Below are 22,953 nucleotides of genomic sequence, written 5' to 3'. Positions count from 1 at the left end.
CTGATTTAAGAACCCCAAATTAGAACACTTAGAAATGCTAGTAGAATTTAATACTTTACCGGATGCTTCACGTATTTGGATCTATCAAGGTAGTCGTAGCTTTACGGATACAGAACTAGAGGAAATACAGAAAGAATTTGATGAATTTATAACCGAGTGGACTGCCCATGGGAGTCAGTTAAAAGCTGGTTATGAAATAAAATATAGACGATTTATTATTGTGGCTTTGGACCAAAGTGCTACCGCGGCATCTGGTTGTTCAATAGACGCTTCTGTACATTTTATTCAGCATTTAGAAAAAAAGTATAATGTTGAGTTATTGGATAAAATGAATGTTTCCTATAAGCAGGGCGAGCATATAGCTTATAAATCTTTGATAGATTTTAAGAAAATGGCCAAGCAGAAAGCAGTATCAAAAAACACTATTGTTTTCAACAACTTGGTTACTAATAAATTGGAGTACCAAGAGCACTGGGAAGTACCTGCTTCGGAGAGCTGGCATTCTCGTTTCTTGTAAAACGAAAATCTATTTCTTTTTCTGAGGTATTGATTTTGTTATATATATCGGATGAAATGCAATATTCCATTTAGTTTTTAGTTATTGCCATAGATCAATTTTGTAATGCGGGTTTTTCCAATTTTTTCCTTACTTTTTTTTGTATTTCTGAGTGCAAGTGCCCAGCAACATCCTTTGGTTACCAAAGATAGTTTGAGCCAAAGCAAATGGGTTGATGCACGTTATGATGAAATGACTTTGGAGCAGAAGTTAGGCCAACTGTTTATGGTTATGGTTGCTTCTGATCAAGCAAAATCCAGTACGGATAAAGTGAAGGCACTTATTAAAGAAGAGCAAATAGGAGGCGTCATTTTTTCTACAGGAGGCCCAGTAAGACAAGCAAAATTAACGAACGAGTTTCAGTCGGTTTCAAAAGTACCACTTATGATTGGTATGGATGCGGAGTGGGGTCTTGCCATGCGGTTAGATTCTACCTATGCTTTTCCATGGAATATGACTCTTGGCGCAATAACGGATAATACAATTGTACATAAAGTAGGTAAACGTATTGGTGAACATGCCAAGCGTTTGGGGGTGCACATTAATTTTGCTCCCGATGTGGATATTAATACAAATCCTCAAAATCCCATTATAGGTAATCGTTCTTTTGGTGAAGACCGAGAAAACGTTGCCGAAAAGGGTATTGCTTTTATGAAAGGTATGGAAAGTGTAGGAGTACTTTCTAGCGGAAAACATTTTCCGGGTCACGGAGATACGGCTACAGATTCGCATAAAGCACTACCAATTATCAATTTTACAAAAGAACGTTTGGATAGTGTAGAGCTATATCCGTTCAGAAGATTGATAGATGCAGGGTTAAGTAGTGTTATGGTCGCCCACTTAGAGGTTCCGGCATTAGAGTTGAAAAAAGAACTTCCTTCTTCGCTATCCGAGCAAATTATTCTGGATTGCTAAAGGAACAAATGTGCTTTGAAGGACTGGTGTTTACGGATGCCCTTAATATGAAGGGTGTTACTAACCATGGAAAAGATGGTGATGCTGAAGTGGCTGCGTTTATGGCTGGTAATGATATTTTGTTAATGCCTACAGAAGTGAAAAAGGCGAAAGAAAAGTTAACAAAAGCATACGATAAGGGTAAGATTTCCGAAGAAAGGTTGGCTAGTTCCGTTAAGAAGATTTTAATGGCTAAATACAAGGTTGGACTAAATAGCTATAAGCCTATAGCGTTAGAAAACCTGTATGAGGACCTTAACTCAAGAACCGATGACCTAATTTATGAAGAGGCTATTGAAAATGCCTTGACTATCGTAAAGAATAATTTCTACTTGATGGGTGTTAAGCGGTTAGAAAATAAAAAAATTGCATACGTAAAGTTTGGTGATGCAGATAGTGACCCGTTTATAGAAGAGCTGAACAAGTATGCAACGGTAACGCAAGTGAACGGTAGTGATATAGCCACGTTGAAGAATAAGCTTAAAGATTATAACTTGGTGATTATAGGTCATCATAAGAGCAATGAAAGTCCTTGGAAAGCGTATAAGTTTTCAAAGAAGGAATTACAATGGTTGCAAGAAATAGCCAATGAGCGAACGTCTAACGTTATCCTTTCTGTATTTGCCAAGCCGTATGCACTTTTAGATGTGTCTTCTTTCAAAAGTATAGATGGAGTAGTGGTAGCGTATCAAAATAGTGAATTAGCGCAGCGTAAGGCAGCACAACTAATTTTTGGCGCTATTCCAGCAGAGGGTAAGCTTCCTGTTACGGCTCACAAAGATTTTCCGGTAAATACTCAGATTAAACTAAAATCATTACTCAGGTTGGGGTATAGCTTCCCAGAAAGAGTTGGTTTTGATGCCGCTAAACTCGCAGAAGTAGATACTTTGGTTCAACATGGGTTAGATTCTCTTATGTTTCCATACGCCCAAGTTTTGATTGCCAGAAGAGGAAAGGTCATTTACAATAAAGGTTTTGGAAAACCCACTTATGACTCTAAAGACAGTATTACACCAGATAATATTTATGATTTGGCTTCCATCACCAAAATTTTAGGGACTCTTCCTATGATTATGAAAATGGAGGAAGAGGGAGACATTAAACTAAATAATACATTTCAAGAATTGATTCCCGCATATGCGGACACCGAATTAAAGAACGTTACCGTACTTAAAGCATTATCACACTACGGAAGGCTACCAGCATGGATTGCTTTTTATGTAGACACCTTAGATAAGGATAGGAAGCCATCAAAAGAATTCTATAGAACAGAACCTACGGATGGTTTTTCTTATAAAGTAACCGACAAACTTTATTTAGCAGATGCTTACAACGATTCTATATACAACAGAATTGGTCGTCAAGATTTAAAATCTAACCGGTATAGGTATAGTGATGTGGGCTATTATGTAATGAAAAAATACATAGAAAAGGTAGGGAAGAAACGTGTAGATGAACAAGTAGATAAATTTCTATACCAGCCAATAGGTGCAACAAGTACCAGTTACAATCCACTAGAAAAATTTCCAAAGAGCAGAATTGTTCCTTCTGAGGAAGATAAATATTACCGTTACGAGACCGTTCAGGGTTATGTTCATGATATGGGCGCAGCTATGCAAGGTGGTGTTGGCGGTCATGCCGGACTTTTTAGCAATGCGGGAGACGTAGCTAAGATTATGCAAATGTACTTGCAAAATGGCTTTTATGGAGGTACACGATTTTTGGATACACGAACCGTTAAAAAATTCAATACCTGTTACTTTTGCGATAAAAACGTGAGACGTGGTGTTGGTTTTGACAAACCACAGTTAAAAGATAGTGGTCCTACTTGCGGATGTGTTTCTCGAAAAAGTTTTGGACATAGTGGTTTTACAGGAACTTATACTTGGGCAGACCCTGAAGAAGAAATTGTCTATGTATTTTTATCTAATAGAACTTACCCTTCTTCTCAAATACTCTTTTGATTAAATCAGGTTTACGAACCCGAATTCAACAGGTGATTTACGATGCTATCGTAAATTAAATAGATGCTATTCTATTTTCTATCAGTCTAATTTTTAGATAATTAAACAGCAGTAATTACGCCGTTTTAAATATCTAAGACCTGTCTTGAAATTAAAAAGGACTTTTACCGACTTACTTTATAGATTTAGCTAAATTTGATTAATGAAAATAGCAATAGTTTGTTACCCTACGTTTGGGGGCAGCGGTGTAGTAGCCACAGAACTTGGAATAGCTTTGGCCAATAGAGGTCATGAAGTGCATTTTGTAACCTATAAACAGCCTGTTCGTTTAGAGCTGTTGGGTAACAAAATTTACTTTCATGAGGTTCATGTACCTGAGTATCCATTGTTCAAGTATCAGCCCTATGAGTTGGCGTTGTCCAGTAAGTTGGTAGATACTATTAAGTTGTATAAAATAGATTTACTTCACGTTCATTATGCTATACCTCATGCGTATGCAGGGTACATGGCAAAAAAGATGCTAGAAGAAGAAGGAATTTACGTTCCAATGATTACTACATTGCACGGAACAGATATTACTTTAGTAGGTAAACATCCATTTTACAAACCAGCAGTTACTTTTAGCATCAATCAATCTGATGTGGTTACTTCTGTTTCGGAAAATTTGAAACAACATACTTTAGAGATTTTCGATATTAAGAAGGAAATAGAAGTTGTTCCTAATTTTATAGATAAATCTAATTACAGTACTTCTTTTACGGATTGCCAACGTTCTTTGATGGCAGAAGACAATGAAAAGATAGTTACCCATATTAGTAATTTTAGAAAAGTAAAACGTATTCCAGATGTAATTGAGATTTTCAATCGCATACAGAAAGAAATTCCTGCAAAATTGGTGATGGTGGGAGAGGGCCCCGAAAAAGAAAATGCCGAAAGGTTATGCGAAGAATTAGGCATTTCTGATAGGGTTATATTTTTAGGTAACAGTAATGAAATAGATAGAATTCTATGCTTTTCAGATTTATTTTTATTGCCTTCAGAATCAGAGAGTTTTGGTTTGGCCGCTTTGGAAGCAATGATTAACAAAGTACCTGTTATTTCCAGTAATGCTGGTGGAATACCCGAGGTAAATGAAGATGGTATTACCGGTTTTTTAAGCGATGTAGGCGATGTAGCTGATATGGCCAAAAACGCTCTTGTCATTTTAAAGGACGATGTTGTTTTAGAAAAATTCAAGAAAAATGCGGTAAAATCTGCTGAGCGTTTTGATATTATGAAGGTACTTCCTCTTTATGAAGCACTTTATGAAAAAGCATATAAGGCTAGGTTTGATAAATCTTACAGTTAATATGAAATCCATTCTTTTAGTTCTAATACTACTGTTTTCATCTTGTAAAGGACAAGAGAAAGGGGTGGGAAATGAAGGAGCGGCACAAACCCCAGATCAATTGCAACTTATTGAAAAGGATAATTATAGTGGCTCTGATGTGGAAGAATTTGTGGTCATTACAGATGTAAAGACCCTGCAGGAATTCTATTCCAAAGTAAATAGAACTCGGAAACCGGGATTACCAGTTCCGCAAATAGACTTCACCAAAGAAATGCTTGTTATCTATTGTGCAGGAAAACGACAAAATTCTTTTGAACCTAGACTTTTTGTAGCGAATGAGTCAGAAACAGACCTTGTCCTTGGTGTCAAGAATGAAAGTCAAGAAAGGACATCTACAGCTATTACTACACCATTTTCAGTTTATAAATTACCACTTACCGAAAAGGAAATTATCCTGAAATAGTTCTGTTAATGATTCTATAAATCTAGCGGACTACCGATTATTGTTACCGTTCAAAGTGTACTTTGGGCTTATTGGTTTGATAGTCATTACTTTGTAGTTAGAACACCCAAATCTAATTGCTATGAAAACCTTTACCCATTATATGGTTCTTTTGCTATGTGTTTCATTCAACTTGTTGCAAGCACAAGAAGAATTACGACTTACCGAAAAAGACAGTCTCGTTAAAAGCTCATGGATGTTTGGCTTAGGCTACAACATCGTAGATGATTCAGGAGATGTATTTCATGAATTATTTTCATTTGGAAAACAATGGAACACACTTGCGTATCCATCTAGGGTAAGTATTGGCCGTTATTTTAAAAGCGGTATTGGTGTAGAAGCCATTGGTAGTTATAATAAATATAAGGTTGGAAAATTTATAGATGGAGGAACCAATCTTGAGGAAACGGCTTATTATGGTTTAGACGCAAGGTTAACATATGACTTGAATAAACTTATAGGTGAGACTGGTTGGTTTGATCCCTATCTGGGTGTTGGAGCCGGTTATACAGAAGCTAACAACCAATCACGTGCTACATACAATGCAGTAGTGGGGTTTAGAACTTGGTTTTCAGATAGGATTGGTCTTGATTTTAGTTCTTCTGGAAAATGGGCTGCTAATAATGATAATGCAACTAACCATTTGCAGCATGCTGCAGGTATTGTATATCAATTTGGTATAGAAAAAGGGTTGTCAAAAAAGGGAGAGGCAAAGTTGGCTCTGATTGAAGAAATGGCTGAAAAGCGTCAAAAAGAGCAAGACTCTATTGCTTCTGTACAAAGAGAAAAGGAGCAAGCTGCTTTGGCCGCGCGTTTAGCTAAGGAAAGGGAAGAAGCTAGTTTAGCCGCAGCAGAAAAGGCTAAGGTAGATGCGAAAAAACAACGTGAGCTGGATATTAAAAGAGAAATAGACGCCTTAGGGTTGGCTTATTTTGACTTGAACTCTTCTTATTTAAATGTAAAGTCCAAAAAAGTGCTAGATGGTTTAGCGTTGGTTTTACAAAAACATACAGAATTAGAACTAAAAATTAGTTCGTACACAGATTCAAGAGGGACATCTAAGTATAATAATTGGTTGTCTGAACGTCGAGTTAACCATACCAAGGAGTATCTTGTTAAAAAAGGAATTGATGTTAGTCGTCTACAAACAGGGGCCTATGGCGAAACACATTTATTAAACGAATGTGATGACAATACCTTTTGCGAAGAAGAAAAGCATCAAGAAAATAGACGATCAGAATTTGAAATTACCAAATTTTAAAACTCTATGAGATTAAGCCTTTTTTCAGCCATTTTCTTTTAGCCCAAAAGTTGAGTTTAATATAGTAGTATGTTAAATTTACCGGCCAAGAGAGCCAATAATAGCCTCTATAGAATAAGAACGGCTTTATCTTCACTAAATAGCGAAAAACTTTTTCTGGAGATTTCACAAAGGTTTTTATAAGACCAACTTTAGAGATACTGATGTGGTTGGGATTATACTCAAGTCCAACCTTATTTTCACCAACATTTTGGTAAAATCCCTTTGTTATTTCTCTTATGAATTTAAGCTTCTTTCTAGTAGTGAATATACCTGTTCTTAGGGCCATATCCGTCAAGTATTCCTGCGTTACTTCTTGAGTATAGTCAATTGCGCGCAGTTGAGTGAACAGTTTTTAAATTCTAAAAACATATATTCTTGAGTAGAACCAATAAACTTATCGTAAACCATTTTCTCATTAGGTTCGTGATATTCTACTGTTGGGGACTCACCTTCGTCTGCAAACTTATAAGATAATGTACTGCCATGTGGAGCTGCTAGTAATTGCTCGTAAAGCTGCCCATTGGCCATGAGAATGTCATCAGAAAAGTCATGGTTTGGATATATTGAAAAGTTGAGACCATATCTTTTGGTATCCTTTTCTATATTATAAATTTCCTTAAGTCCTAAATAATAACCAGTAACAGGTGTTTTCTTTTTAAAAAACTTATAAATGCTCTCTTGCATAGTGCCACCCCAGCCTACATCTACCAGTGCTAGACCCTCTTCTTCGTAATTAGCTCCAAAAGAGTCTAAGTATTTTATAAAAGCATCTTTCTGCGTCTCTCGGTTCTTAGCGTATGCATCTTGAAAAGCTATGTTATTTCTAAGATGTTCCATTGCAGGTGACTTAAAAAAGTCTGGAATAGTTTCATCTTTAGGAAATGGAATATCATTTATAATTCCATTCTTTGTTGAATCTGAAAAAGGGAACCAGTCTAGGAAATGTTGTAAAGACATATCACCAAACTTTTTCAACAACTTTTCAAAACCCTCTTTAGGTAAAGGACGTAATGCCAGTTGGGTAGCAGATTGCCGCGAGGCTTTTAAATAGTGTGTATTTATCTTTTCCTCACCTTGAAACAAGTTCATTTCCTGATAAGAATCAAACAATTGCTTTAAAAAATGCCCTTCTCTAGCCAAAAAGAAAAGGTCTTTATTTCCGTTTCTTTTAGCATTGATATACAACCTTTCTGTGAAAAAATAAAAGTGTATTATATATTCACTAAACTGATGCTCACTTTCAAAACACCTTTCTTTGATGGTATGGCACACCTTTTTAAAATCGTTTTTATCAGACCCAAATAGATTTCTCTTATTTCTAAATTTATGAGAAAAATGTTTTAAGTGATAGGACTCTATTCCATACTTGTAAGCATTAATATCATCACTTTTTTTATTGTCTCCAATCATCAATACAGATTTAGGGTCTGTATTTGTTTTATCTAGGACATATGGGTATAAACCACCCTTGGCTTTACTTTCTCCTACGGTACTTGAAATGAAAACATCATCAAAGAGATGCTCCATTTTATGGTGCTCTAAAATTTTTATAATAACTTTTTTAGAAAGGTAAAAGTCCGATAGTAAGTAGATTAGATATCCTTTTTCTTTGTAATAAGATAGAATATCAATTAATTCCTCATTCTTGAACTGAACGGAGATTTCAGCAATATAATCGGCTTTCTCAAAGAGTGTTTTAAATTTGGCAAAAGGAACGTTATTAAGATTTCCGGTATTAACCAATCTATTATATACCTCTCTTATAACATCTTTATACTTTACTTCTAAAGTAGATTTATTCTGCTTTTTTCCTAAATAGGCTAAAGACTCATTCCTAATGGTAAAAAGTTTCTCAGAAGAGAAGCTCATTCCAAGTTCTCTAACCATAAATTTACCCCACAAACGTATGGCGTAATTAGGGTGTACATTGCGGTGAACTAAGGTGTCAAAAAAATCTGTAAAAAGAATTTTTCGATTAGGAAACCGCGCAATTCTGCGCTTTAGGTTTATCAATGGGACTAATTAGGTAAAATTTTAAAAAAAAATCTTTTAATTAAGAAGTCTAACGAATAAATAGAAGAAAAATGATTGGTGAACGGTGATAAATTGAAAGAATAATATCTTCTTTCAATTCAGCGAACCATAATTTCATATTCAATTTCAGGGATTTGTTTTTTGACTGGGCCACGATGTTCTCTTTACGGGGTTTAACTGCGAATATATACGACGAAGCGTAGTGCTCGGACGTTTTTTAAGAAAATATTAAGAAAATATTCGATGAAGCGCAAAACCGAGTCAAAAAAGGTAGTTTTTTCGGTGTTTTATTTTATAAAGTTGTCATATTCGAAGTATTAAAAAGCACTATTTTACTCTTTTTTCCTATAACTAAGTAGGATTTAGGTTGGTCCAAAATTGAATAAACGGTAATTTCCGACTGTTTTTCATCGCTTTCATAAAGAAAATCGTAAATAGTGCGTCTTAGAAAATCGAATTTCTCATTCTTATAATCTACGGCTTCAATATTCTTAATCTCCGTTTCGTAGGGAATGCTCTTGTGTTTAATAGCAGATGAATCTACATTCACTTTTTTGGAACGTTTGCTTTTAGATCTAAATTCATGATATTTTTCAATCAGTCCTTTTTCTCTAACGTATTGTTTTAATGCTTTAGCTATATAGTATGATTTGGCTCTTAACCGTCCGCTAAGAGAACTCTTTTTGAAAAATATATGATAGTGGTAATCGTAAACCGTATTACACCAACGTCTTTTCCAGTAGAAGTCTCCTTTAGAAAACGTGATGAGTTTTATTTGATTGGCGATACACCATTCTATTTGTTTCATTAAATCTGTGTAACCAGTATTGAATTTAGAATAGTCTATATCATAGGTGCGTATATATTGAAATATAACATCTTTCATGTGAAAGTTTAGACAGATGTCTATGGGCATTTTTCCATTGTAGATAATGTAGAATGAAGCCTTTTTATCAAGAATCATTTGATAGACATTAGCTCTGTAGAAATCTTGCGTAGCTAGATTTATATTGTCTTTTATGCCTTTCTCTAGTGAACGTAGCTCTAGTAAACGGTAGAATTCGTCCATTATAAAATCATATTCCGGTTTATCTATGGCACCAAAATGCATTTCATAACGTATGTTAAAACACTGCTCTAGCTTTTTTTGCTCGCGCCGTAGTTTGTAACGGCTAGATTTTCCGAACCGTTCATTTAGATAATCACTTAAAGAGGGTACGTTTTCAAAATTTATAAGAAAACCATGATATTGATTTATGGTCTGGCACGCTATACTATTTGGAAGCTCGTTTGTAGTTACTTTAAAATAATCGGTACATCTTTAACCACAAAAGCCGATTCTGGAAGTTGAAACTCTTCGTCTTTGGTATTGTTGAATATAATATCGTTAGTATACCGGTTCTGTAGTTGCCTGTAATAAGTTGGCAGTTGTTCTTTGGTATAGGCGTCAAAAAAGAAATTTGTGGAATTCATAATAGGGGTGAAAATCAACTTTGGTAAAAGTCGAAAATTTTGTTCACCGCTTACTAATTTTTTTGCTTTTTTATATAGTTGGCCAACTCCTTGGCTATAATTGTTCTGCCATGGGCGTTCCAATGATGATCATATATTAGAGTTGTAGGTTTTTTAGATTCTTCAAAACTAGATGAAAAGTCTATATATTTTATCCCGTTGTCACGGCAAAAATCTAAAAAGCGTTCGCTAGTTTTTCTACTGTCAAGGAGCAAGCTGGTTTTAGTTTTATCAAAACCGTAAAGGTTAATTAAGCTTTTAAAATTAGCTATTCGCTTTTGATCTTGCTTCAGTTTTTCTTCCTCACTATCCTTCAATTCGTTTGTTTGATAGCCCTTTTCTGTTTCATTGAAAGCTACGCCACGTTGAGCAAGTTTTTTTAATGGCTCCACAATCCCAATTTTACTACCATAGGCCAATAATTTTATGTTGTCCCTTATTTTGAATATGGTAGAAGAAAGCATCTTAATGCGGCCTGTGTTTGGCTCATAAACCGCACGACTTAAGTCGTTCTCATAATTCAGGTATAAAACGATTTGATCTATAAGCTGAAAATCTTTTTCATAGGCGTGAACCAAATGCATCTGATTGGCAAAATCATAACCTGCATAGCCATACTCATATACTTCAACACCTTCTGTTTGGTTTTCAATTTGTTTACCAATGGAGTTAGAGAAGTTTTGGTGAAAGCCTTCAATGAAGGAATCTCCCACTAAAGCCATTTCATATTTATCGGCCGAAGGCGTAAATTCTCTAAATGAATTAAAACCTGCTTTGTTAATATGAAATTTTGAGTAGTTCTGATTTCTATTACCTGTAACTGCATATCCATCATGGTTGGGTACCCGTTTTTCTACTCCATATTCATCAATAAATCTTGGAGGATCTTCTGTATATAGGTGAAACACCCTAACAATCACTTCTAATAATAGAAGGATTAGGAGAATATATAAAACTGATTTTAGAATAAATTTTTTCATCCTAATTAAAATTGGAAATAAATAAATGAACGGTTTACACCATCGTCATAGAACAACAATATACTCATAATAACGAGCGTATATAACAGAAACCGGACTATTGGAGAGCTAAATTTAAATGGATTTCGCTCATCTCTTCTAATCAAATATTCATAAACGGTAAATAGGGCTACCAGTAAATAAAAATCGAACATTCTATACCCCATGGGGTGCATATAAGGTTCGTAATAAAATTTATTTCCTATTTGCCTAATAAAATCAAAGGAATAGGATAAAGATGGAGATCTAAAAAATATTCTTGAAAAAGTTACCAAAGAGACGTCAAAAGTACCTGAAAAATTTCGGTAATACTCGGAAGCCATGTGCGTTCCGCAAGTACATTATCGGCGTAGACCCTATTTCTTCCCATCAAAAACACAGGAATATAGAGAAGGGCGTGAATCCCTCCCCAGAAAACAAAAGTCCAGTTTGCTCCATGCCATAGCCCGCTGACTAGGAAAATAGCAGCAATGTTCCTTAATGATTTTAATTTGCTCACCCTTGAACCACCCATAGGAATATATAGGTAGTGCCTGAACCATAAGTGCTGAGCGATATATGCCACCTTTGCCAATACTCGGCAATATTCCGTGAAAAGTTGGGAAACTTAAAGTTAGACATCAGTTCTACTCCAAAGAGTTTGGCCGTACCTATTGCAATATCTGTGTAACCACTAAAATCTCCGTATACCTGAAAGCTAAATAGTGATACGCCCAAAATTAAGGAAGAGGCAGAGTAATCTGTATAATTGGTGAAAATATCATCTACAATAGGTGCCAGCGAATCTGCTATAACTAGTTTTTTAAAAAATCCCCATAGAATTAATTTTAAACCACTTGTAGCCTGTTCGTATTTGAAAACACGGCGTGTATTAATTTGGTTCAATAAATTGGAAGCCCGCTCAATAGGTCCTGCAACCAGCTGTGGAAAGAAAGCCACAAAAGCCGCAAACGAAACAAAATTTTTGGTAGGTTTAAGTTTTTTGTAATAAATGTCAAATGAATATGACATGGTCTGAAATGTGTAGAACGAGATACCCACAGGCAGAATGATACGGAGCGTCCAGACACTTTTTATGTTATACCCTAACGCGTTTACGGACTCAATAAATGAATCAATAAAGAAGTTGAAGTATTTAAAGAAGCCAAGAAGCCCCAAGTTGAAAGCCACACTGACCCACAGCCAATATTTAGCTTTCTGTTTGTTATCTTGGTTCTTGAAAATTTGCTGACCAACCAAAAAATCTAAGACGGTACTTAAAAAGATAAGAATAAGAAAACGCCAGTCCCACCAGCCATAAAAGACATAACTGGCAACTATAACCAATAGATTTTGAATCTTCAAGCTTTTTTTGAAAACGAACCAATACAGCACGAATACCACCGGAAGAAAAATCAAAAAATCAAGCGAATTGAATAGCACTGTTATCTAATTTTAGTTAAAAATCATTCTTTTATAATTAACCTGAATACGCCTAAATGAAACTACGTTGCAGAGACCTTTACTTTTTTAGTCTTCCCTATAAAATAGTATTGATTATCAGCATCTGTAAAAGCCTTGAGATTTACAGAACATTCATCGTTCAGGTATAAGAACTCAAATGCTAGGGTTTTTATTTTATGGTTTTCATTTAAGTTCAAATCTATTTCTACAAGTTCATTTGGGATTGGTTCCGTAGAGATATCATCAAACTTAAATTGGGTTTCAGCTGTCTTAACTTCTGCTTTACGATTCTTAAGTTTATAAGTAAACCTATGTAGCCTTACATTTACGTTTTTATCTCGCAGTTTTTGTTTAAAATCAAAAAAAGACTTTAAACCAAAGGCCAATGCTTTAGATGTAAAGGAGGCTGAATCATATAAAATATGATATTCAAAATCATAGGTTTTGTTGGACCATCTTGTCTTGTAATCAAAATAGCCTTTAGAAAAATCAAAGACTTCTATTTTTTTGGATATGCAATATTCAATCAATTTCATGATGGTAACAGAACCCAAATGAAATTTAGCGTAATCAATATCAAAAACAGTGATTGCATCAAAAAGAACGGTATTTGAATGGTAGCTTAGAGTAACGCCAATAGGCTTTGCCCCGTCATAAATAACGAATAATGAAGCTTTGTTTTCTAGAATTAAAGGATAGGCAACGTCATAATAAAACTGCCATTCTTCCGGATCAAGATTGTTATTGGTTATTTGTTTGTCATCAAAGCGCTTGGTAAGCAATTCCTTAAATGAGTCAAAAACAACATCATACTCCTCTTTGGTAATTTCGCCGTAGTACATTTTATAAGAAACCTCAAAACAAGCCTCAAATCGTTTTTTGTACTTGTTAAGTTTATACCTACTGCTCTTGCTAAAAGTAGCGAGCATATACTCGTTAAAATTGCTTAATTGTCCTAGCTCAACAGAAAAACCATGATACTGCTTTGATCGGTAGAGTTTTAAAGTAGAATCAGAAGGTGCTTGCCATTTAGTATTAAAATAAGCAGGTACGTCATAAATCAGGAATACCTTGTTCTTATAGTCGTCTGAATATTGCTCAGAATCTAAACTATAATCCATGCCCTTGGTTAAGGTTTTTCCTGAATTGACGTATAGCGGTAGGCTTGCATGCCTGTAAAAACCAATGTTTTTAAGAAAATTAAACTTAATGGATTTCTTGCTCTGATCAAAATGTTTTGACCAAATAGAAGTGTAGGTATCCGATAAAAATGGGTTATTTTGTATCAAAAGAAATTCAGCTTAATGTGATTTGGGTATTTGGCGATACGCTGGAAAAATTGCTTTCGCCATCATTGGTGCTGTCAGAAAGAAACTCCTTTTGCTTTTCGGTAAGATCTTTATAAACCTTAGGGTTTACAATGTACTTCCAAAATTTGGCGGGCTTGTGATTTTTTGAAAATGTAGACTTAAAGGCGAATAGTGAATCATTTTTAACACCTTTTCCGCCACCAAGGTTAAAATACTTGTAACCTTCTTCGGTTGCATTAATACGCATCGTATCAATAATCAACTTAATGGCATTAAGATTTAAATACTCTTCTTTATATCCGGATAAATGGTATTGCACAATGTCATCCATCTTTATGAACATGGCACCAGCTATAACTTCATTGGTTTCGTCTATAACACATAGTAGAAGCTCTGTCTTGAAAAAAGAACTAAGCATGAATTGATAGAAGTAACGATCGTTGAAAAAGTAACTTTCATCCGCATTTACCCTGCGCATATTTTCATAATAGATATCTATAAAAGTACGAATATCTTCTTCTGAAGTACCTTTTCTAACCGAACAGACTTTTCTAGATTTATTAATATAGGTCTTTAAACGACTGCTATACTGCTGACGTTGTAAATCAATTGGTAAGGTGAGGTCAATATAGACTACTTCGCCAGGACTGGAAATTTCACCAATATTGGCAAGTATTTCTTCTTGATGATCAATATATGGGTGAAGCCTAGAAAAAACGGAAACTATCTTCTGTTCCAAAAACAGCTTTTTTAGTTCGCTTTTGAACTTTGTATTTTCGAAATTAAGACTTTTAGTACTGCACAAAGGACCGGCATAACCATAAACTGAGGTAACATCTTTGTAGCTTGTTCCTTCAATATCCCTTAACATTAGAGGTAAGATTATACTAGAACCCTCTTCTTCGTAATGTATGAGTATAGGAGTTTCATCTTCTCCTTTTGAGAGATAGTGATAGTGGTAGGTGTGGTAAAAATCACAGTGTTCAACAGTTTTAATAATGTTGTTCCACTCACTTCTTTCCGTTAAGATTTCAATCATTGAGGTTGATTAAAAATCCGAAGAGACCATAAAGCCTGCTTCAGTGGTTCGGTTTTGATTTGATTTAATAAACGGATTATATCCGTAATAAAAATTTTCAAAGGTAATAGTCAGCAAATGACCTTAGATAGGAGTCATTTGATTAAAAATCAATTATATTCTTTTGTTCTTAAACCCACTGTTTACAAAGGATTATACTTAATTATTAATACTGTAAATTTACCGCTTTGATGGTGACTTACAAAAAAAAGCACACTAACTTTTTGATTCTATCGATAGAATAATCGATGGGAATCTATGTGATTTTTATATCACTAATTCTTTTGACAAATGTCTTGGGAAGGTTCTCTTTAGTAAAGTAAAGAAACGAATCACTATGAATGTTTCGTCCGTTATCAATTAGCCCTATAGAGTCCCATCCTAGTTTATTTGGCGCAATGAAATCCTTTCTAACATTGTCGGCAACATAACAACATGTATAGCCTGTAAAAGTCTGTTCTATGGAAAGGTAATTCTTGGCATCTGGTTTCTCAGTACCCAGTTCTTCAGAAATTACTATTTTGTCAAAGTAGTCTGTAATGCCAAGAGCATTGAGCTTTGCTCTTTGTGTTTTGCTTCGGCCATCCGTAATTATGGCTAGTTTACCTTTTTTATCTTTAATAGCTTTTAGGAGAGGAAGAACACCTTGAAATGGAATGATTGATGGGCTATGATTGCGATACAGCGTTATTAATAGCTCTTTTTCCACTTTAAAAGTAGCCGCTAAATATTGGAATACATTCTCTTTATTTCTGTACATAGAGAACATTTGGGCAAAAAGATTTTCCCACTGTTTTGGATTCAGTTCTTTGGCTATAGCACAATAAGCAGACCTTAGATAGTCCAATTCGTTATAGAGCGTATCGTCCAAATCAAAAACGATAACCGTTTTTTCATCAACCTTTATATCCATGTACTAAAATTTCGTCATCATATCTTATCATCATAAGAAGGTCTTTTTCCCAACAATCAAAACTTTCTTCTATTTGTTTTCCTTGAGCAAATTCTTCTATAATCCATTTTGGATAATTGGCACCCGATAGATAGGATAGGGGATAACCACCACCAAACCTTGGGTTGATTTCAATAGCGCGTATCTTATCTTCTGTACTATGTACAAAAAACTGAGCGGTAAGACACCCTACAGCGCCATTTACGGTCCCTAGATTCTCCTTAATATAATCAACAAGAAGATTTTTTACGGTCAAAGCCTTATAAACCTCACCATCCCTAACTTCAATTCTCTTACGGGGTACCACACATTTTAACTTGTTGTCTTTACCGTAATACAGGTCACAAGTAAACTCGTTGTAAACATCATGATCAAGATATTCCAAGAACATTAGTTTATCATTTTCAAAATGGTAATCAGTCAGGTCTTTTTGGTCTTTAATAAGATAAGTATCTATACTTCTACTACCATCAATTGGTTTGATAAATAGAGGTAGGGGTATAGTCTTTTTTAGTAAACTCTTTAGCTACGGCAACGTTATGTTCTTCAAAAAATTTGTGGATTTGCCTTTTATCTCTGCATTTACCAACAAAATCAGTTGAAGCTACAACAGGAACGATTCCATTTTTTTCCAGAAGCAACCTATTTTGTGCCAATGGCAATAGTTCCGTATCTATAGTTGGAATCAGTAAGCCTATATTACGGCTTTTACATTCTTTTATTAAAACATTAAAATAGTCTGGATGGGTAACAAAGGGTACTTTAAAATAGCCATCGGCTATTTGGCATGCACCTGAAAGGGTTGGGTCTGCATCAGAAGCATAAACCTTTCCTTCAGGATATAGCTTTTTAAGTTCTTTTTGAAATGCTCTAACCAGAGACACGCGCCTACCGGCAGAAGAGATGAGGATATTCATTGTGTTAAAGTATAAAAAGATCGGAACATCTTTATGAACGGATTTATCAAAGGTTTTCTATTAAATACGAAAATCAAGCATGAATAGCCTATTCCGTGATAATCTTCTCCTATGAATTTCTTTAATGGGTAAGCGTCTATTTTTTCAAAGTCTGATAACATTGCCGGAATCTCCGAAACCGAGATATCTGATTTCATTAAACGAACCATAAGAAAAAAAACAAAAGATTGTTGTCTTGTTTTTAATCGGTTAATGCAGGCTTCTGCATTTGGATGGTTACTTGGTATTGTTGCAATTAATTTATCATATACATGGGCAGCATTCGCATTGTCGTAAATTACTTTATTATAGTGCTCAGGACTTTTATTTCGCATAGCCGATGTTGGTAAAATGCGATATCTGTGCACGTCTAAAGTAGTGTGAGCCATTCTTTTGGCCTGACAGAATAATTCAGAAGTTAGTATGGCATCTTCCATCCATTTACCTTCAATAAAACGAATACCAGTATTTTTAATGAAGTCTCGTTTTATTAAATACCACCAAATTTCGTTTTTGTGTTTTTTATCTGCTATATAAGTTATACCATCCTTTATATCTAAATCAGTATTAATATCTAAAGAATCTATATTTTTAGAATAAGGGTAAGGCTTGCTCACCACAGATTTACTTACAAAAGTTAAAATATCAAGATTGTTTTTCGAACAAACATCGAGCAAAATAGGTAAGGTGTTTTGTGCAACATAATCATCAGGGTCTAAAAAATATATATATTCTCCAGTAGCTGAGTCATACCCAGAATTTCTTGCAGCACCAACCCCAGCATTTTTTTTGTCTATGACTTTTACGTTCGAATGCTTACCGGCATAATCCTGCGCAATTTGTAGCGTACTATCTCTAGATTCATCATTTACGATGATTATCTCATAATCTGAACTATTCATTTGTTGATCCAAAAGACTGTCAACACATTCTTTTAAGTACAACTCCATGTTGTAACATGGTATAATAATACTTAATCGCATAATTCGCTTTTTCCTGTTCCTGTAAATAATTCCATTGTAGCACTCGTATCTGAAGAAATACCATCACTTTTTAGGACTTTGGATACCGTCATAAGTAGTATTTTAATGTCTACTAAAAAAGTCAAATGGTCAACATACCAGATGTCATATTCAAATTTTTTATCCCAAGAAATTGCATTTCTACCATTTACTTGGGCCCATCCTGTTATACCAGGGTTTTACTTCGTGTCTTCTTTTTTGATTTTCATTATAAAGAGGCAAATAAGAAACTAATAGTGGTCGTGGACCAATAAGACTCATTTCTCCTTTAAGCACATTTAGTAATTGGGGTAATTCATCAAGCGATGTTTTTCTAACAAATTTGCCTGCAGGGGTAAGTCTTACTTCGTCAGGTAAAAGGTTGCCAGAAGCATCTTTTTTATCGTTCATGGTTTTGAACTTCAATATTTTAAATATCTTACTATTTTTACTAGGACGTTGTTGGATAAAGAATATGCTACCACGATTCGCAATTCCTAAAAAAATAATGACCAAAAGTATTATAGGCGAAGCTAAGGTCAAAATTGACAGTGCCATTATAAAGTCTATTAGTCTCTTAAAAAAATGTCGGTAAATCATGAAAAGATGTAATAACTGCTGCAAAATAGCTATAAAAGTAACTACTAAATTTGGATATAGACTAAGTACTTGGTTTTTTGTTAAAATGCAGTTTTGATTGGTACTTTGCTTTTACTATTATTAATAAACTTCAATTTTTTTTAAACATTTTAATTTCAATCAAATTAACTGATTACGCTACTTTTATTTTAATTTTTCATATTCTTTTAATTGTTTTGACCAGACAAAATCCTGATTATATTTTTCAGAAATTAGTTCGCGGTATTTCTCGTTTGCATTTTGAAAATTTGAAGAATTTTTTAAACAATCTTCCATAGCTTTTGTTAATGCTTCTGTATTTTTTACAGGTATGATGACGCCGTTTAGACCATCTTCTATTATCTCATTAGAACCATTAATATTAGTGACAATACTATATATACCCATAGCGCCTGCTTGAAGTAATACGTTAGGGAATCCTTCTCTATAACTAGGGAAAACAAATATGTTAGAAATAGCAAAATAAGGTCTAACGTCCTGTTGCCAACCTGCTGATATTATTGAAGCATTTTCTTTAATTTCTTTCTCTATCGATTCTGGTAGGGGGTCGATATCTTTTTCATAGGGGCCTACGAGTAACAGTTTAGAGTTTTTAGACTGCTTTTGTATTTGAACAAACGAATTAATCATTTCTTCAATGCCTTTATCAAATCCAATACGGCCTACAAAAGACCATACAAAATCAGACTTTTCAATATTTAGGCTCTTGCGTATTTCTTTTTGTTTGTTATCAGGATAAAGTTTGGGGTCAAAGAAAGATAGGTCTATTCCGTTTACATTGCCATGACCAATTATGTGCAAGGGCTTTTTAGTGATTTTATATTGAATAAGGTCATTTTTGACGCCTTGGCCTTCAGGATATATATTGGTGGCACAGAAGCAGATTATCTTATCGAAAAAATTAGCATTTTTTTCATCAATCCAGTCTGTGTAGGAAAAACGAGTCCTGTAAATGTATGCAGCCTATGAGGAACACCAGCTAAATAACCCGCTACCATACTTAGCATGCCGGCTTTTGGTGTAATAGAATGAATAATAAACGGTTTCTCTTTTCTAAAAAGAATAAAAAGTTGATAAAGTGATTTGATGTCTACCAAAACATTTATTCTTCTATCAATATTGACAACTATAGTATTAATGCCTTCATTGTCTCTTATTGTTTCATGTTGAAAACCCTCAGAAGCAACACCGGTAACATCAAAATGATTATTCATAAACCGCAACTGGCCTTTCAAAAGAACAGCAAGAGAACCTGGTAAAGCGGCGATTCGGAAAAGTTTTCTTTTCATAATTAAGAAGGTGTTTGCACCAATAAAACTATATGTAAAGGCCTTTTATTGTTTAGATAAAGCTAATTCGTAAGCTTTTAAAATGCCTTCTTTGCGAAAATCTTTTATTCGTTCAAGAACGTTGGTTTTACAAGATGTTAGATAGTCTGGATTTTCTACGAAGTAAGCCATGCCTTTTGCCATTGTAGTTACATCGCCTACAGGAGTCAAAATACCATAAGGTGTTATCATGATATCATTTTCAATAGGCTTTTCAAGCTTCATGATTTCGCTGGGGCCAGATTTACAATTTGTTGTTAAAATAGGTAATTTACAGCACATGGCCTCTAAAAGAACGTTGGGAAAACCTTCATGGTTAGAGCCAAAGACAAATAAATCGGCAGCTTTTAGGTATTGATAAGGGTTGTTGTCAAAACCTAGAAAGAATACACGATCTTGTAGGTTTAATTGTTTTGTTAATTCAATAAGATGTCCTAACAAGACGCCGGCACCTAAAAGATATAATCTAGCTTGCGGAATGTTCTGTAGAGCACGAATCAATAGTTCATGATTTTTACCAGCGTCGAGCCTCCCTATGGTGATCATATTGAAATAATTGGGGTCGAAAAAAAGAGATGACTGCTTGCTTTTTTGTTATGCTCTCTATATCTACAGGATTATAAATCACATCTATTATTTTGGAATCAATACTATAATTAGTAATGAGATCGTCTGCATTTCCTTGTGAATTGCAAAGAATGTAATCTGCTTTGGGATATAACTTAGAAATTAGCCAATTATTTATTTTTGATTGAGAATTACCATAGCCATATTGAAGACTAGGAAAAGATCGTTCACTTATAATTGTTTTTGGGGGCAATGAGGTAAATAATCTTGATATGGTATTGATATAGTTTGGCCGGGTAAGCAAACTGAACGAATGCGTGACTTCTAATTTCTTAATCAGCCTAGCATATTTATAAGCTAGAAAAGGTAATTTTATTAGTTTTAGAATACCGTTTTCGTTTCCTTTTGAATTTTCTAAATAGTGTATGGGAATGTCTTTGGGTATATCATAGCTTATAGTGTTGTTCATTAGTACCAAAAGAACGATATCCCCCTGTTTCGCTAAGTAGGGTAATAAGTATGATACTACCCGCTCGGCTCCGCCACCGGCCATGGAATAAATTAAAATGGATATGGTCATTTTTTTAAAGATATATCTTCCAGCTATTGAATTGAAAAACCTTGTCCATTTTTATCTAGCCATTGTTTAAGGACTAAGAGTTTCCAAATTAGAGGGTAGTGATTCCAAGTACCATTCATGTGACTTTCAATCATTGAAGAAATAACTTCGGGCTTTATACTATAGATAGAATTTAGGTTTTCTAAAGAAAGTTGGTCAAGTACATATTCTTTTAAATCTTCGCGAAACCAAACTTTAAAAGGCATTGCAAATCCGGCTTTTGGTCTGTCAAAAATTGATTTGGGAACATGTTTGTATAATATTTCTTTTAAAATTTTTTTTTGATTTCCTGATTTATATTTAAATGAAGTGGGTAGTGTTTGTGCAAATTCCATAACCCTATAATCAAGAAAAGGAGATCTTGTTTCCAAAGAATAAGCCATACTTGCACGATCGACTTTTTGATTAATATCCCAATTCAAATATGTTTTAATATCAAAATTAGCCGCACGTTCATAAATATTTTTGTTGCTATTCATCAAATATTTAAGTTCTTCAAATTGAGGGTTTGAATTTGGAGTACTCATCCAAGATTGATTAGGGGAAAAAATAGTTTTTAGATATGCTTCTTCAATGTTTTTAGAGTCGATTACATTTGCAGCCACTTTAAAGCGATAATTAGGTACTGCACTTATTAATTTAGTCATTTGTTTGCGAATTGGATAAGGGAATTTCATAAAAAAATTTATTTTGTCTATCCAATTATATCGATGATAGCCCAGAAAACCTTCATCCCCACCATCTCCTGACAAAGCTACAGTAACTTGTTTTTTCGTATGTTTTGCTAAAAGCATTGAGGGTATTGCGGAAGCATCAGCAAACGGTTCGTCATAGTAAAACGAGAAATTATCTAACAGGTCGATACCTTCTTTATAATCACAGTCAATTACCTCGTGTTCAGTGTCTAGATAATCAGCAACTTTTTGAGCATAAGGACTTTCATTGAATCCTTTTTCGTTAAATCTAACGCAAAATGTTTTAATTTTTTTAGAAGTACTTTTTGTGGCTAATGCTGCAATCAATGATGAATCTACTCCCCCAGATAAAAACACACCGACAGGCACATCTGCGAAGAGTCTAATTTTAGTAGCATCACTCAACAGTTTCTCTAGATGTTCTTGAGCAGATAAAAATGACCCTCTATATTCAGGTAAACTTAGGTAGTTAATATCCCAATACTGTTTCTCTTTAAATATCCCGTTTTGAAGGTCAAATGTAAAAGAATGGCCATCTTCCAGTTTTTTCACCTCATTAAATATGGAGTGTGGGCTAGGGACAGAACTCCATGCTAAAAATTCTTGAATGCTATTTCTGGAGATTGTTAGGTTCGAATTAAATAGGGCAATAGAGGATATTTGACTAGAAAATTCAAAATCTTTACCATTTAAATAATAATAGAAGGGTTTTTGCCCCATACGGTCTTTTGCACCAAATAGTAACTGTTTGGTTGCATCAAAAATCACAAAGGCAAACATTCCGTTAAAATGTTTGACACACTCTTCTCCATATTCTAAATAAGCCGCACAAATAACTTCTGTGTCACTTGTTGTTGTAAATAGATATCCTTTTTTACTAAGACTCTCTTTTATTTCTTTGAAATTATAAATCTCACCATTAAATACTATATGTATATTTTTTTCATATGCTAAAGGTTGATTTGACCTAGAGTCAAGATCAATGATTGATAGACGGTTATGGCCGAATGTAATTACCCCAAGAGTGCTTTCGTAGGATTTTAGGCCCATCTGATCAGGACCTCGGAAGCTTGTCCTTTTTAATTTTTCTTTTACCTCTTGTTCTTTATAAGGTATTGTAGTCCCGTAAATTCCGCACATAAATTGAATTTTTTGAGAAACAAATTTAAGCTAAACCATTTAAGGCCTGTT

The 22,953-nt window shown here is 34.4% G+C and carries 21 protein-coding genes and 2 pseudogenes; 5 read left to right on the top strand and 18 right to left on the bottom strand.

The annotated features are described in order from the left end of the window. Positions 1 to 34 precede the first annotated feature (34 nt). The 5 genes and pseudogenes from Q5W13_RS23620 to Q5W13_RS23600 all read left to right on the top strand — a co-directional run bounded on the left by Q5W13_RS23620 (position 35) and on the right by Q5W13_RS23600 (position 6,567). On the top strand, positions 35 to 517 hold the full coding sequence (locus Q5W13_RS23620; RefSeq protein ID WP_155596862.1) for an ABC transporter ATPase: 483 nt from the start codon (positions 35 to 37) through the stop codon (positions 515 to 517). Positions 518 to 622: 105 nt separating this feature from the next. Continuing rightward, positions 623 to 3,533, top strand: a pseudogene (locus Q5W13_RS23615) (serine hydrolase domain-containing protein). Between the two features lie 143 nt (positions 3,534 to 3,676). Continuing rightward, a complete protein-coding gene (gene bshA, locus Q5W13_RS23610) occupies positions 3,677 to 4,822 on the top strand; it encodes an N-acetyl-alpha-D-glucosaminyl L-malate synthase BshA (protein ID WP_304444781.1) in 1,146 nt (381 codons plus the stop codon). A gap of 1 nt (position 4,823) precedes the next feature. Next, complete coding sequence (locus Q5W13_RS23605; protein WP_304444780.1) at positions 4,824 to 5,267, top strand: hypothetical protein; 444 nt, start codon at positions 4,824 to 4,826, stop codon at positions 5,265 to 5,267. Between the two features lie 121 nt (positions 5,268 to 5,388). Further along, positions 5,389 to 6,567, top strand: a complete 1,179-nt coding sequence (locus Q5W13_RS23600) for an OmpA family protein (RefSeq protein ID WP_304444779.1) — start codon at positions 5,389 to 5,391, stop codon at positions 6,565 to 6,567. Between the two features lie 348 nt (positions 6,568 to 6,915). Here Q5W13_RS23600 and Q5W13_RS23595 read toward each other — a convergent pair whose 3' ends face one another. From Q5W13_RS23595 to asnB, 18 genes and pseudogenes are all read right to left on the bottom strand, one after another. Next, positions 6,916 to 8,622, bottom strand: a complete 1,707-nt coding sequence (locus Q5W13_RS23595; RefSeq protein WP_368662364.1) for an HAD family hydrolase — start codon at positions 8,620 to 8,622, stop codon at positions 6,916 to 6,918. Between the two features lie 313 nt (positions 8,623 to 8,935). Continuing rightward, complete coding sequence (locus tag Q5W13_RS23590) at positions 8,936 to 9,766, bottom strand: GNAT family N-acetyltransferase (protein ID WP_304446569.1); 831 nt, start codon at positions 9,764 to 9,766, stop codon at positions 8,936 to 8,938. 173 nt (positions 9,767 to 9,939) lie between these two features. After that, positions 9,940 to 10,116, bottom strand: a complete 177-nt coding sequence (locus Q5W13_RS23585; protein ID WP_304444777.1) for a hypothetical protein — start codon at positions 10,114 to 10,116, stop codon at positions 9,940 to 9,942. Between the two features lie 53 nt (positions 10,117 to 10,169). Beyond that, positions 10,170 to 11,135, bottom strand: coding sequence for a hypothetical protein (locus Q5W13_RS23580; RefSeq protein ID WP_304444776.1), 966 nt, complete (start codon positions 11,133 to 11,135; stop codon positions 10,170 to 10,172). Positions 11,136 to 11,442: 307 nt separating this feature from the next. Then, entirely contained in the window at positions 11,443 to 11,673 is a 231-nt protein-coding gene (locus Q5W13_RS25590) for an MBOAT family O-acyltransferase (RefSeq protein WP_368662363.1), read from the bottom strand. Then, on the bottom strand, positions 11,670 to 12,518 hold the full coding sequence (locus Q5W13_RS25585; protein ID WP_368662362.1) for an MBOAT family O-acyltransferase: 849 nt from the start codon (positions 12,516 to 12,518) through the stop codon (positions 11,670 to 11,672). Before Q5W13_RS25585 ends, Q5W13_RS25590 begins: the two co-directional genes overlap by 4 nt. A gap of 140 nt (positions 12,519 to 12,658) precedes the next feature. Continuing rightward, positions 12,659 to 13,906 carry a GNAT family N-acetyltransferase gene (locus Q5W13_RS23570; protein ID WP_304444775.1) on the bottom strand — a complete coding sequence of 416 codons (1,248 nt, stop codon included), beginning with the start codon at positions 13,904 to 13,906 and terminating at the stop codon, positions 12,659 to 12,661. 7 nt (positions 13,907 to 13,913) lie between these two features. Beyond that, positions 13,914 to 14,966, bottom strand: coding sequence for a GNAT family N-acetyltransferase (locus Q5W13_RS23565; protein WP_304444774.1), 1,053 nt, complete (start codon positions 14,964 to 14,966; stop codon positions 13,914 to 13,916). Positions 14,967 to 15,261: 295 nt separating this feature from the next. Beyond that, complete coding sequence (locus tag Q5W13_RS23560) at positions 15,262 to 15,918, bottom strand: HAD family hydrolase (RefSeq protein WP_304444773.1); 657 nt, start codon at positions 15,916 to 15,918, stop codon at positions 15,262 to 15,264. Next, positions 15,902 to 16,348 (bottom strand): ATP-grasp domain-containing protein, encoded by a 447-nt coding sequence (locus tag Q5W13_RS23555; RefSeq protein ID WP_304444772.1) that lies wholly within the window; start codon positions 16,346 to 16,348, stop codon positions 15,902 to 15,904. Before Q5W13_RS23555 ends, Q5W13_RS23560 begins: the two co-directional genes overlap by 17 nt. A 79-nt stretch (positions 16,349 to 16,427) precedes the next feature. Further along, positions 16,428 to 16,874, bottom strand: a complete 447-nt coding sequence (locus Q5W13_RS23550) for an ATP-grasp domain-containing protein (protein ID WP_304444771.1) — start codon at positions 16,872 to 16,874, stop codon at positions 16,428 to 16,430. After that, positions 16,871 to 17,863, bottom strand: coding sequence for a glycosyltransferase (locus Q5W13_RS23545; RefSeq protein WP_304444770.1), 993 nt, complete (start codon positions 17,861 to 17,863; stop codon positions 16,871 to 16,873). The genes Q5W13_RS23550 and Q5W13_RS23545 overlap by 4 nt, the downstream gene beginning before the upstream one ends. Before the next feature lie 23 nt (positions 17,864 to 17,886). Then, a pseudogene (locus Q5W13_RS23540) lies at positions 17,887 to 18,511 on the bottom strand (sugar transferase). Positions 18,512 to 18,697: 186 nt separating this feature from the next. Further along, positions 18,698 to 19,354: a glycosyltransferase gene (locus Q5W13_RS25580; RefSeq protein WP_368662361.1), complete on the bottom strand. Its 657-nt coding sequence runs from the start codon at positions 19,352 to 19,354 to the stop codon at positions 18,698 to 18,700. 83 nt (positions 19,355 to 19,437) lie between these two features. Next, entirely contained in the window at positions 19,438 to 19,842 is a 405-nt protein-coding gene (locus Q5W13_RS25575; protein ID WP_368662360.1) for a glycosyltransferase, read from the bottom strand. 45 nt (positions 19,843 to 19,887) lie between these two features. After that, entirely contained in the window at positions 19,888 to 20,427 is a 540-nt protein-coding gene (locus Q5W13_RS23530) for a glycosyltransferase (protein ID WP_304444769.1), read from the bottom strand. Further along, positions 20,396 to 21,028 carry a glycosyltransferase gene (locus Q5W13_RS23525; RefSeq protein ID WP_304444768.1) on the bottom strand — a complete coding sequence of 211 codons (633 nt, stop codon included), beginning with the start codon at positions 21,026 to 21,028 and terminating at the stop codon, positions 20,396 to 20,398. The genes Q5W13_RS23530 and Q5W13_RS23525 overlap by 32 nt, the downstream gene beginning before the upstream one ends. Before the next feature lie 23 nt (positions 21,029 to 21,051). Then, complete coding sequence (asnB, locus tag Q5W13_RS23520; RefSeq protein WP_304444767.1) at positions 21,052 to 22,902, bottom strand: asparagine synthase (glutamine-hydrolyzing); 1,851 nt, start codon at positions 22,900 to 22,902, stop codon at positions 21,052 to 21,054. Positions 22,903 to 22,953: the final 51 nt, after the last annotated feature.

Source organism: Zobellia laminariae (assembly GCF_030553095.1).
In the GTDB taxonomy this organism is placed as follows: domain Bacteria; phylum Bacteroidota; class Bacteroidia; order Flavobacteriales; family Flavobacteriaceae; genus Zobellia; species Zobellia laminariae.
This window is presented reverse-complemented; position numbering and strand designations above follow the sequence as displayed.